This is a genomic window from Xinfangfangia pollutisoli (assembly GCF_020179405.1).
GTDB lineage: Bacteria > Pseudomonadota > Alphaproteobacteria > Rhodobacterales > Rhodobacteraceae > Pseudogemmobacter > Pseudogemmobacter pollutisoli.
This window is the reverse complement of the sequence record NZ_JAICBZ010000109.1, coordinates 1-10965: the sequence shown is the minus strand read 5'-3', so window position 1 is coordinate 10965 and position 10965 is coordinate 1. Positions and strand designations below refer to the sequence as shown.

General features: G+C 67.7%; 15 protein-coding genes and 1 other RNA gene. 5 read left to right on the top strand and 11 right to left on the bottom strand.

From position 1 onward, the window contains the following. Window positions 1-704: NADPH:quinone oxidoreductase family protein (locus K1Y73_RS19895; RefSeq protein ID WP_225030039.1), on the top strand; the 704-nt coding region annotated here is incomplete at its 5' end. Here the strand turns inward: K1Y73_RS19895 and K1Y73_RS19890 are convergent. Then, on the bottom strand, window positions 692-1543 hold the full coding sequence (locus tag K1Y73_RS19890; RefSeq protein ID WP_225030038.1) for a LysR family transcriptional regulator: 852 nt from the start codon (window positions 1541-1543) through the stop codon (window positions 692-694). The two genes, K1Y73_RS19895 and K1Y73_RS19890, sit on opposite strands and share 13 nt — an antisense overlap. A 127-nt stretch (window positions 1544-1670) precedes the next feature. On the opposite strand from K1Y73_RS19890, the gene K1Y73_RS19885 reads away from it, so the two are divergent. Together K1Y73_RS19885 and K1Y73_RS19880 are read left to right on the top strand one after the other, a co-directional pair. Next, window positions 1671-1910, top strand: a complete 240-nt coding sequence (locus tag K1Y73_RS19885; protein WP_225030037.1) for a DUF1127 domain-containing protein — start codon at window positions 1671-1673, stop codon at window positions 1908-1910. An 88-nt stretch (window positions 1911-1998) separates the two neighbouring features. Next, on the top strand, window positions 1999-2775 hold the full coding sequence (locus K1Y73_RS19880) for a Bax inhibitor-1/YccA family protein (protein ID WP_225030036.1): 777 nt from the start codon (window positions 1999-2001) through the stop codon (window positions 2773-2775). Window positions 2776-2822: 47 nt separating this feature from the next. Here the strand turns inward: K1Y73_RS19880 and K1Y73_RS19875 are convergent, their stop codons facing one another. From K1Y73_RS19875 to K1Y73_RS19835, 9 genes are all read right to left on the bottom strand, one after another. Continuing rightward, window positions 2823-3356: an AAA family ATPase gene (locus K1Y73_RS19875; RefSeq protein ID WP_225030035.1), complete on the bottom strand. Its 534-nt coding sequence runs from the start codon at window positions 3354-3356 to the stop codon at window positions 2823-2825. A gap of 79 nt (window positions 3357-3435) precedes the next feature. Further along, window positions 3436-3603 (bottom strand): 50S ribosomal protein L33, encoded by a 168-nt coding sequence (gene rpmG, locus K1Y73_RS19870; RefSeq protein WP_023666545.1) that lies wholly within the window; start codon window positions 3601-3603, stop codon window positions 3436-3438. Between the two features lie 123 nt (window positions 3604-3726). Continuing rightward, window positions 3727-4158: a PaaI family thioesterase gene (locus tag K1Y73_RS19865; protein WP_225030034.1), complete on the bottom strand. Its 432-nt coding sequence runs from the start codon at window positions 4156-4158 to the stop codon at window positions 3727-3729. A 108-nt stretch (window positions 4159-4266) separates the two neighbouring features. Then, an RNA gene (gene rnpB, locus K1Y73_RS19860) (RNase P RNA component class A) lies at window positions 4267-4655 on the bottom strand. 12 nt (window positions 4656-4667) lie between these two features. Next, on the bottom strand, window positions 4668-5372 hold the full coding sequence (locus K1Y73_RS19855) for an N-acetylmuramoyl-L-alanine amidase (RefSeq protein WP_225030033.1): 705 nt from the start codon (window positions 5370-5372) through the stop codon (window positions 4668-4670). After that, window positions 5369-6109: a hypothetical protein gene (locus K1Y73_RS19850; protein ID WP_225030032.1), complete on the bottom strand. Its 741-nt coding sequence runs from the start codon at window positions 6107-6109 to the stop codon at window positions 5369-5371. The genes K1Y73_RS19855 and K1Y73_RS19850 overlap by 4 nt, the downstream gene beginning before the upstream one ends. A gap of 55 nt (window positions 6110-6164) precedes the next feature. Next, a complete protein-coding gene (gene gatA, locus K1Y73_RS19845; RefSeq protein WP_225030031.1) occupies window positions 6165-7649 on the bottom strand; it encodes an Asp-tRNA(Asn)/Glu-tRNA(Gln) amidotransferase subunit GatA in 1485 nt (494 codons plus the stop codon). Further along, window positions 7646-7933 (bottom strand): Asp-tRNA(Asn)/Glu-tRNA(Gln) amidotransferase subunit GatC, encoded by a 288-nt coding sequence (gene gatC, locus K1Y73_RS19840; RefSeq protein WP_225030030.1) that lies wholly within the window; start codon window positions 7931-7933, stop codon window positions 7646-7648. The genes gatA and gatC overlap by 4 nt, the downstream gene beginning before the upstream one ends. Before the next feature lie 42 nt (window positions 7934-7975). After that, window positions 7976-8629: a hypothetical protein gene (locus K1Y73_RS19835; protein WP_225030029.1), complete on the bottom strand. Its 654-nt coding sequence runs from the start codon at window positions 8627-8629 to the stop codon at window positions 7976-7978. A 258-nt stretch (window positions 8630-8887) separates the two neighbouring features. On the opposite strand from K1Y73_RS19835, the gene K1Y73_RS19830 reads away from it, so the two are divergent. Together K1Y73_RS19830 and K1Y73_RS19825 are read left to right on the top strand one after the other, a co-directional pair. Further along, window positions 8888-9586: a metal-dependent hydrolase gene (locus K1Y73_RS19830; RefSeq protein WP_225030028.1), complete on the top strand. Its 699-nt coding sequence runs from the start codon at window positions 8888-8890 to the stop codon at window positions 9584-9586. Between the two features lie 122 nt (window positions 9587-9708). Continuing rightward, window positions 9709-10614 carry a ketopantoate reductase family protein gene (locus tag K1Y73_RS19825; RefSeq protein ID WP_225030027.1) on the top strand — a complete coding sequence of 302 codons (906 nt, stop codon included), beginning with the start codon at window positions 9709-9711 and terminating at the stop codon, window positions 10612-10614. Here the strand turns inward: K1Y73_RS19825 and K1Y73_RS19820 are convergent. Beyond that, window positions 10602-10965, bottom strand: a 364-nt coding sequence (locus K1Y73_RS19820) for a nucleoside deaminase (RefSeq protein ID WP_225030026.1), incomplete at its 5' end; no start/stop codon positions are given. The genes K1Y73_RS19825 and K1Y73_RS19820 overlap by 13 nt on opposite strands.

Here is a 10965-nt window from a genome sequence, read left to right as displayed (position 1 = left end):
GGGTGGCCGTGCCGGCCGGGCGGGTGCTGCCCCTGCCCGAGACCATGCCCTTCCCGATCGCCGCGGGCTTTCAGATTGCCTATGGCAGCTCGCATCTTGCACTGGGCCATGTGGCCGCGCTGCGCCCCGGCGAGACGCTGTTCGTCACCGGCGCCGCGGGCGGGGTCGGGCTGACCGCGGTCGAGATCGGCCGGCTGATGGGCGCGCGGGTGATCGCCTCGGTCCGGGGGGCGGAGAAGGCGGAAATCGCCCGCGCGGCCGGCGCCGACCTGGTGATCGACAGCACGGTGCCCGGCCTGCCCGGCCTAAAGGAACAGCTGCGCGACCTGGGCGGGATCGACGTCACCTATGATACGGTGGGCGGCCCGGGCTTTGACGCCGCGATGCGCGCCACGCGGCCGGGCGGGCGGATGCTGGCCATCGGCTTTGCCGGGGGCGAGGTGCCGCAGGTGCCGCTGAACCAGCTTCTGGTGCGCAACATCACCGTCGCGGGCTTCTGGTGGGGCGGCTATGCCGATTTCGCGCCCGATCTGCTGACCGGCAGCCTGGCCACGCTGACGCGCTGGTGGCAGGAGGGGCGGCTTGCCCCCCATGTCTCGCAGATCCTGCCCTTCGACGCCCTGCCCCAGGGGCTGGAGGCGCTGCGCAACCGCAGTGCCACGGGCAAGCTGGTGCTGCAGGTCGCCGATCTTCAGGCGCCGTAGGCGCAGCGCAGTTCGGACAGCAGCAGCTCCATCACCTCATCCTTGCGCCGCGGGCTGCGGTAGAGCGCGATCTTCATCTCGCCCAGCCGCGGCAGGCTGTTGTCGCCGCCGATCTGCGCCGTGCCCTCGGGGATGCTGCCCTGCATCCGCACCGATACGGCCAGATCGGCCGCCACCGTCGCCTCGACCGCCTGTTCGCTTTCGCCGCCCGTCGCCATTTCCCAGGGAATGCCCGCCGCATCCAGCGCCGCCTGCGCCTGGGGGCGGAAGATGCAGCTGTCCTTGAAGCCCAGCCGCAGCGGCCGCCGTTGCCAGGCGGTGCCGTCGGGCGCCCCGACCCAGACCAGCCCGCGCCCGCCCAGCACCTCGGCCGCGGGATCGGGGTTGTTCTCGGTGGTGATGATCACGTCAAACGCGCCCTGCGCGAATTCCTGACGCATCAGCAGCGTGAAGGACGAGACCAGATTGATCCGCACCCGCGGATAGGCCTGGGCCAGCCGCTTCAGAATGCCCGGGATCGCCGGATAGACGATGTCATGCGGCACGCCCAGCCGGATCTCGCCCTCGCAGGCGCCGGCGGCGAACCGCGACAGGACCTCGTCATTCAGCGCGATCAGCCGGCGGCCATAGCTGAGCAACTGCTCGCCCTCGGGCGACAAGGCCAGCTTCTTGGCCGCGCGCAGGAACAGCGTCTGACCCAGGCTTTCCTCAAGCCGCTTGATCTGCATCGACACGGCAGATTGCGTCAGGTTCAGAAAGCCCGCCGCCCGCGTCACCCCGCCCACATCGGCCACGGTGACGAAAGAGCGGATCGAGGCCAGGTCTAGGTTGCGCGCCATATCACGATTCCTGATTCACGCCGTCACAATCATTCGTTTCCCTCATGCACCAACTCCGGGATATGGATCAACAGAAATGATGCACCGGGTGGCACAGATCACACCCACTGATGATGGAGCGACCGCCATGGCCCTGGCTTTTTCCCTTCTTTCCCGGATCTTCTCGGCCCTGCCCCGGGCCGCGGCGCGGCGGCGGCAAAGGCAGGCGCTGTTGCGGCTGGACGCGCGTCTGCTGGCGGATATCGGCATCAGCCGCGCCCAGGCCCTGGCCGAGGCCGCCCTGCCGGCCTGGAACGCGCCCGGCCATTGGAAGACGCCGGTCGCGCCGATCACGCAAACCTGCGAAATTCCTGTCGGAAATTCTTGAAATGCGCGTCGCCAACCCCGATATTTCCGCCTAGCGGTACCGCCGGCCAAATCGGCGTTGCCCTTAGGGACAACATCGGAGGCAGATGATGGCACAATTTGACACCGTACGCAGCGTCGGCGTCGGCGCGCGTGCGCAGATTGACGAAGGGCTCAAGGCCCATATGAACAAGGTCTACGGGCTGATGTCCGTGGCAATGCTGGTGACCGGCGGCGCCGCCTGGGCGATTTCCGGCCTGTCGACCACCACCAATCCGGCCGACGCGGTTCTGCAACTGCCGAACGGCACGCTGATCAACAGCTTCGGCTCGGCGATCTATGCCAGCCCGCTGAAATGGGTGATCATGCTGGCCCCGCTGGCGATGGTCTTCCTGTTCGGCGCGGTGATCAACCGTCTGTCGGCCGCTGCGGCGCAGCTGTATTTCTACGCCTATGCGGCGCTGATGGGCCTGTCGCTGTCGTCGATCTTCCTGGTCTTCACCGGGGCCTCGATCGCGCAGACCTTCCTGATCACCGCAATCGCCTTCGCCTCGCTGTCGCTCTACGGCTATCTGACCAAGCGCGATCTTGCGCCGATGGGCGCCTTCCTGATGATGGGCCTGATCGGGCTGATCGTCGCGATGATCGTCAACTGGTTCCTGCAATCGGACGGCCTGGCCTTCGCGATCTCGGCGATCGGCGTGCTGATCTTCGCCGGCCTGACCGCCTGGGACACCCAGAACATCAAGAACACCTATATCCAACATGCCGCGTCGATGGATCAGGAGTGGCTGGGCAAGGCCGCGATCATGGGCGCGCTGAACCTGTACCTGGACTTCATCAACCTGTTCATGTTCCTGCTGCAATTCCTGGGCAACCGCGAATAAGCGCAGGGTCGGAAAGACCGAAGGGCCGGGGGAAACCCCGGCCCTTTTCATTTGGCGCCGGCCTGTGCCGGCCAATCCGCCAGAAAGCGCCGGATCTCGGCCCGGCTGCGCAGATGCACGATGCGCTTGCCCGCCGGGGCCGAGGCCACCAGCCGGCGAATGCCCTCGCGCGCGCTGCGCCGGGTGCGCCAGATGAAGCGCCAGAAGGCCAGGCTTTCGCGATGCAGCCCCTCGGGGCAGCCTTCGGGCAGGTCGGGGCGGTTGCGCCCGTGCCAGACCGCCGTGCGCTTGGCCACCCGCCACAGCCGCAGCCCGACCGGCAGGTCCAGCCAGATCAGCATCTCGGCCCGCGCCAGCCGGTTGGCCCAGGTCTCGGAATGGCCGCCCTCGAAGATCCAGCGCTCCTGCGCCTCGACCGCATGACACAGACGGGTCTTCTCGGCCCGCGGCCGTTCGATCCAGCCGGGCTGCCAATGGATATGGTCGATATGCACGACCGGCAGGCCGGTGCGCCGCCCCAGTTCCCGCGCCAGCGTCGACTTGCCCGAGCCGGGCTGACCCACAATCATGATGCGCTGCATGACAGCCCTCCGCGAAGGGATGAAAAGCAAAAGGCCGCACCCTGCGGCGCGGCCCCTGGTCCTGCAGGATCGGCAGATCTTACTTGATCTTGCCTTCCTTGTATTCGACATGCTCCCGCTTCACGGGATCGTACTTCTTCACAACCATCTTCTCGGTCATGGTGCGGGCGTTCTTCTTGGTCACATAGAAGTGCCCGGTGCCCGCCGTCGAGTTCAGACGGATCTTGATCGTCGTCGGCTTCGCCATTGTCGTATCTCCTGAGCCAGGAAAGCACCGCTTTCCCGCGAAATCCTTGAAGCCCGCCTTTTAGTCACGGCAGGGCCAGAGTCAACAGCCAAACCGCAGCTTTCGGCGCGATTTGCTGCGGTTTCAGCGGTCGCCCGCGCGCAGCGTCAGCTGGGTCTGGGTGACGATCGCCGCGACCTTGCCATCGCCGCGGTACAGCGTGGTCTGCCAGATCTGGGTCTTGCGCCCGATATGCAGCGGCACAGCCACCGCGCGCAACAGATCGCCCGCGGGCACGGCGCGCAGGAAATTGGTCTTCGATTCGACCGTGGTCGTGCCCTCGCCCTCGGCCAGGTTCATGAAGGCGCCCGTGCCGCCCACATTGTCGGCGATCCCCATGATCGCGCCGCCATGCAGAACTCCGTTGCGGTTGATCAGTTCGGGCACGACAGGCATTTCCGCCTCGACCCGGTCGGGATGGGCCGACAACAGCCGCAGGCCCAGGAACTGCGCGAAGGGCGGCTGGTTGCGCGCCACCGGATGGATCCCGCCATCGCCCTGCCCCTGATCTGCCATCGCCGTCTCCTGTGTTCGTGCCGCGCCAGCTAAGCCTGCTGCGGCTGCGAAGGCCAGAGGCCGCAGGGGAATTTTGCGGAAAATCCCCGCCGGGCGGCGGGCCGGGATTTGCGCGGATGGCCTGTAAGCCGGATTCTGTCCAGGCGGCGAACCGCCCTGGATGACCATTCCTCTCGCCCCGCCGTTACCGGCGGGGTCCAGCTGCCAACCCGGGCCTCTCGGGCTGAAGCATCCCTGCGGCGGTATCCTTTCGGACACAGACCCGCGCGAGGCCCCTATTCGGCATTGCTCCGGGTGGGGCTTGCCGTGCCGGTCCGGTTGCCCGTCCCGCGGTGGGCTTTTACCCCACCGTTTCACCTTGGCCCTACAGGTAGGGCTGTCTGTTCTCTGTGGCGCTTTCCCTGGGGTTGCCCCCGCCGGGCGTTACCCGGCACCCTTGCTTCATGGAGTCCGGACTTTCCTCGAAGGTTGCCCCTCGCGGTCATCCAGCCATCCGCGCGGGCCAGCGCTTAGACGCCCGGCCCGCCGCCGTCAACGGTCAAGCGTGCCACCTGGGCCACAAGGCACAGATCGGTGGCGTCGACCGGGCCCGAGGCCCAGGGCCGGAAGCGCAGCCGGAAGGCCTGCAGCAGCAGATCCTCGGGCAGATCCGGGTCATAGCCCGCCTGCCCCGCCAGATCGCGGAACGCCAGACCCGGCAGCGGCGCCCCCGGTCCGAGATCGGGCACGGCGTCAGGCCAGATCGCCAGCCCCTGCCGCGCAAGCCGCTGCCAGTCGAAGCGCGGGCCCGGATCGGATTTGCGCCCCGGCGCCATGTCGGAATGGCCGATCACCCCGGCAGGCCGGATCTGCCAGCGCGCCAGGATGTCGCGCAGAAGCTGCTCCAGCGCCGCCATCTGCGGCTCGGGGAAGGGATGGGTGCCGCGATTGGCCAGTTCGATCCCGATCGAGCGGCTGTTCACATCGCCCCGCCCCGCCCATTGGCCCGCGCCGGCATGCCAGGCCCGCGCCGTCTCGGGCACCAGCGCCTCGACCTGGCCGGTCTCGGAAATCAGCCAATGCGCCGAAACCTCGGCGGCGGGATCGCACAGCCGCTCGCGCGCCGCGGCGCAGCTTTCCATCGCGGTGTAATGGATCACCACCAGCGAGGGCCGCAGCCCGCCCCGCCTTTCGCCATGGTTCGGCGAAGGGTAGGCCGGGGCGGATGCCGTCACTGCAGGGCTTTGCGGAAGGGGCGCGGATCCCAGTCACAGGCGAAGCCGTCGCCATCGGGATCCAGGTTAAGCCGGTCCTTGTCGGGGCCGCCCTTGGCCAGGAAGGCCTGCTGGGCCAGATCGGGCGAGGCGTATTTGGCGCAGGCATTGGCCGAGCCGCGCCCGCTGCCCGAGCGGTGATACAGCGGCGTGCCGGGATTGTTGGTGGTCTTCAGCGCGAAATCGGCAATGTTCGGGCCGGTATCGCCCGGACGCACCGGCAGGTCCTTCGGCTGGACAACCACATATTGCGCCCGGTTCTGCTCGATCCGTTCCTTGTCCGAGGCGATGGTTTCCCGCGACGCGACGGCGTTGAAATCCTGCTCGTCCGAGATCGACGGATTGACATGCGCCATCTCGCCGGATTCTTCCTTGATCCCGGCCGGGGCGCCGCCCCGCGGGCGGGTGCCCGAGGCCGCGGCGGGGGGCGCATAGGTCGGCGTGGCGGCAGCCGGCGCGCCCGTGCCTTCGGCGCGGTCGATCGCGGCCGAGGCAGCGGCCGGGTCAAAGCCCGCGCCGGTCGCCGTGCCCGAACCCGAAGACGGCAGCGCCGGATCGAAGCCGGCCGGCGGCGCCGAGGTGTTGCGGATATAGCTGTTGTAATCCTGGAAGCCCACGCCCGCGCCGGAATCCGGCACGCTTTGGGTACAGGCGGCGACCGAGGTCAGAACAAGCAGAACGGCGGTACGGCGGATCATCATAACTGCCTCAAAGAGGTGGTTTTCGCCAGGCGGCGGCGCGATTTCGCGCCCCTTACCACCATTTTTCCGCTTTGGCCACAAAGCCCGCGGCACGCTCCAGCACATAGGCGTGATTGAGAAGCCCCGCCTCGTCCCAGGGTTTGCCGATCAGCTGCAGCCCCAGGGGCAGGCCCTTGCCATCCAGCCCCACGGGAACCGAGATGCCCGGCAGGCCGGCCAGGTTGACCGTCACGGTGAAGACGTCGTTCAGATACATCTCGACCGGCGTTGCATTGGCCATCTCGCCCAGGCCAAAGGCCGCGCTGGGGGTGGCCGGGGTCAGGATCGCATCGACGCCCTCGGCGAAGACCGTCTCGAAATCGCGCTTGATCAGCGCGCGAACCCGGCGGGCGCGGTTGTAATAGGCGTCGTAGAAACCGGCCGACAGCACATAGGTGCCGATCATCACCCGGCGCTGCACTTCCTTGCCGAAGCCTTCGGCGCGGGTCTTTTCATACAGCTCGGTGATGCCGTCGCCCTGCCCCAGCTTGGCGCGGTGGCCATAGCGCACCCCGTCATAGCGCGCGAGGTTCGACGAGGCTTCGGCCGGCGCGATGACGTAATAGGCCGGCAGCGCGTATTTGGTATGCGGCAGGCTGATGTCGCGGATTTCAGCCCCGGCATCGCGCATCATCGCGATGCCCTGCTGCCACAGCGCCTCGATCTCGGCCGGCATGCCGTCCATGCGGTATTCGCGCGGAATGCCGATCACCTTGCCCTTGATGTCGCCGGTCAGCGCCGCTTCGAAATCCGGCACCGGAATGTCGGCGCTGGTCGAATCCTTCGGGTCATGCCCGGCCATCGCCTGCAACAGGATCGCCGCATCGCGCACGGTCTTGGCCATCGGCCCGGCCTGATCCAAGGACGAGGCGAAGGCCACGATACCCCAGCGCGACACGCGGCCATAGGTCGGCTTGATCCCGGTGATGCCGGTGAAGGCGGCGGGCTGGCGGATCGAGCCGCCCGTGTCGGTGCCGGTGGCGCCCAGGCACAGATCGGCCGCCACGGCGGCAGCCGAGCCGCCCGAAGACCCGCCCGGGGTCAAAAGCGCATTCGACCCGGCCGCGCGCCAGGGATTCACCGCATTGCCGTAGCACGAGCTTTCATTCGAGCTGCCCATGGCGAATTCGTCCATGTTCAGCTTGCCCAGCATCACGCTGCCCGCCTCGAACAGTTTCGAGGTGACGGTGGATTCGTATTCGGGCTTGAAGCCTTTCAGGATGTTCGAGGCGGCCTGGGTCGGCACGCCGCGGGTCGCGAACAGATCCTTGATCCCCAAGGGAATGCCGCACAGATCCGGCGCCGCGCCCGCCTGCAGCCGCGCATCGGCGGCGCGGGCCTGATCCAGCGCGATCTCGGGCGTCTTGTGGACGAAGGCATTCAGCCCCTCGGCCGCGTCGATCGCGGTCAGGCAGGCCATGGTCAGGTCGGTTGCGGTCAGATCGCCCTTGCGCAGCGCGTCGCGCGCCTCGGCGATGGTCAGGCTGTTCGCGGTCATTCCACCACCTTCGGCACGGCAAAGAACCCCTCGCGCGCTTCCGGCGCATTTTTCAGCACCTGATCCTGGATGCCGCCCTCGGTCACCACATCGGCGCGGCGCTTCAGCCGCATCGGCGTGACGCTGACCATCGGTTCGATGCCCGAGACATCCACCTCGTTCAGCTGCTCCATGAAGGTCAGAATGCCGGAAAGCTGGTCCGCAAGCGCCGGAAGGTCGGCTTCCTCGACACGGATGCGCGCCAGTTTCGCGACCTTCCGCGCCGTATCGGTGTCGATCGACATTGGGGTCTCCGCTGGGGGGCTCTGGCCCCTGTTTCGACCCGTTTAGCCGCCACCGCCCCGGGCTGCAAGCGCATGGCGCGCCAACACCGACAAGAGCCGCACCAGCGCCGCGGTCGAAAGCAGGATGTACAGGAAATGCGTGCCCCAGGGCCAGACCGCGCAAAGCGGCGAATCCAGCCCGCGCAGCACGATCGCCACGCTCAGCCCCAGGGCCGCGACAAACACTTCGCGCGCCAGCGCCGCATGCTGGCTGCGCAGCACGGCGGCAATGCCCAGCATCAGTATCGGAAAGGGCGCCAGCGCCAGATTGGCCTCGACCGCGGCGCTCAGCGTCAGAAGCGGCATGGCGGCCACGGTGAAGGGCAGGAAGATCAGCGTGCCCACCGCCGCCGGCAGCGGCGCCAGACCGCTGAGATCGCGCAGCATGCGGTAGAACAGCGCCAGCGCAAACAGCCCCATCGCCGACAGGACCAGCGCCGTGGTCAGCCCGTTGATCCGGGCATGCACCACGATCGAGGCCAGACCCACGACGGCCAGCAGCAGCGCCAGCAGCTGATAGGGCCTGTTGCCCGCCAGCCGCCGCCACAGGTGCAGCGCCGCCACCGTCATCACGGTCGCGGCGATCAGGCTGAGCGGTTCTTCCCAAAGCCCGGGGCCTTGCCGTTCGCAATAGGCCTTTATCGGTTCGAATATCATGGATCGAGGTCCCGAAAAACGGCGCCCGGCGTCAGTGAAAGAATTGTGCCGGACCTGCAAGTAATGAATAAGACACAGGTTAACGTCGCATCGCCGTCATCCGGCGCTGCGACAACAGCCAGGGCCCAACCGCTGGGCATGGCGTGATCCGGCAAAGGCAGGGGCGGTCGGACAAGCGCAGTGCCGACCCCGCACCGCCTGCGGAACCCGGACCGAAATCAGGCATTTGCGCCGATAATGCAAGAAGAGGAGCGTGAGATGAACATCACCTGGCTTGGCCATTCCGGCTTTCGGATCGAGATCGAAGAGGCGGTGCTGCTGGTCGACCCCTGGCTGACCGGCAATCCGTCCTTCCCCGCCGATCGCCGGGACGAAGCGCTTGCGGGCGCGACGCATCTTCTGCTCTCCCATGCCCATGGCGATCATGCCGGCGACGCCGCCGCCATCGCCGCCGAAAAGGACATTCCGGTCTGCTGCATCCATGAAGTCGCCACCTGGCTTGACGCGCAGGGCGGCTGCAAGACCACGGGCTTTGGCAAGGGCGGCACGCTGAGCCTGGGCGGGGCAAAGGTCACGATGGTGAACGCGACCCATTCCGCCTCGATCGACTTCACCGGAAAGGGGCTGCTGCCGGCCGGATCGCCCGCGGGCTTCATGATCTCGGGCGAGGGCCACACGATTTATGTCTCGGGCGATACCGACATCATGGCCGACATGGGCTGGATGGGGGAACTCCACAAACCCGATATCGGCATTCTGTGCTGCGGCGGCCATTACACGATGGATATGGAACGCGCGGCCTGGGCGGCGCGGAAATATTTCAACTTCCGCTGGGTGATTCCCTGCCATTACAAGACCTTCCCCCTGCTTGCGCAGGATGCCTCGGCGTTGCGGGCGGGCCTGCCCTCGGGCGTCGAGGTGATCGAACATGCGGTGATGGACCCGATCCGTTTCTGACAGAACCACTCTGCCAGACCCGTTCTGGCAGGCCCCGCACGGCGGCGTCAGGGGGAGCAGAGCCGGGCTTTTCCCCGCCGGCCGCGCGGCCTAACCTGACCGCGGCAGAACAGGAGACGCAGATGGCCGGCACGGGAATTGCGATCATGGGCGCGGGGGCGGTCGGCTGCTCTTACGGCGCCGAACTGGCCCTGGCGGGCGAGACGGTCACGCTGATCGGCCGCCCCTCTCTGGCCCAGGCGGTGGCCGAGCGCGGGCTGATCCTGGAAAAAGCCGGCCAGAAGGTCTCGGTCCCGCTGCAGGCCAGCGCCGATCCGGCGGCGGTGGCCGGGGCCGAGATCGTGATCGTGGCGGTGAAATCCGGCGACAGCGCCGAAGCCGCCCGGCAGATCGCCCCGCATCTGGCGCCCGGGGCGACCGTCCTGTCGTTCCAGAACGGCATTTCCAATGCCGAGATCCTGTCCGACATCCTGCACCGCCAGGTCATTCCCGCCGTGGTCTATGTGGCCACCGACATGGCCGGCCCCGGCCATGTCCGCCATCACGGCCGGGGCGAGTTGATCTTCGGCCCCGGCCCCGGTGCGACGGAAGCCGCCGCGCGCCTGCGCAAGGCGGGGCTGAGCGTCGAGGTCTCGGATCAGGCCGAAGTGGCGCAATGGGTGAAATTCACCATCAACTGCTGCTTCAACGCGCTGTCGGCGCTGACCCGCCAGCCCTATGGCCCGGTCGCCGCCCAGCCCGGCGCCTATGCGGTGATGCGCGACGTGATGGAGGAATGCCGGGCCGTGGCCGCGGCCTCGGGCGTGGTGCTGCCGGCCGATCTGATGCAGATGGCCGAAGGCATCGCCACGCAGATGCAGGCGCAATATTCCTCGACCGCGCAGGACATGATGCGCGGCCGCAAGACCGAGATCGACCATCTGAACGGCGAAATCCTGCGCCGGGCCGAGCGCTTCGGCATTCCGGTGCCGGTGAACCGCGCGCTTTGGGTGATGGTGAAACTGGCCGAACAGGCTCAGCCCGCCTGATCCCCGCGCCGCCCGGCGAAGAAGGTCTTCAGCAGCCCCTCGGCCTCGGCCGCGGCCAACCCGTCATAGATTTCGGGCACATGGTGGCATTGCGGATGGGCATAGACCCGCGCCCCCTGCGCCACGCCCCCGGATTTCGGATCCGCGGCGCCGTAATACAGCCGTGCCACCCGGGCGAAGGAAATCGCCGCGGCGCACATCGGGCAAGGTTCCAGCGTCACGTAAAGATCATGGCCCGGCAGCCGCTCGGACCCTGCCGCCGCACAGGCCGCGCGCAGGGCCAGCACCTCGGCATGCGCGGTCGGATCGGCCAGTTCCCGCGTCCGGTTCCCGGCCCGCGCCACCACCTGC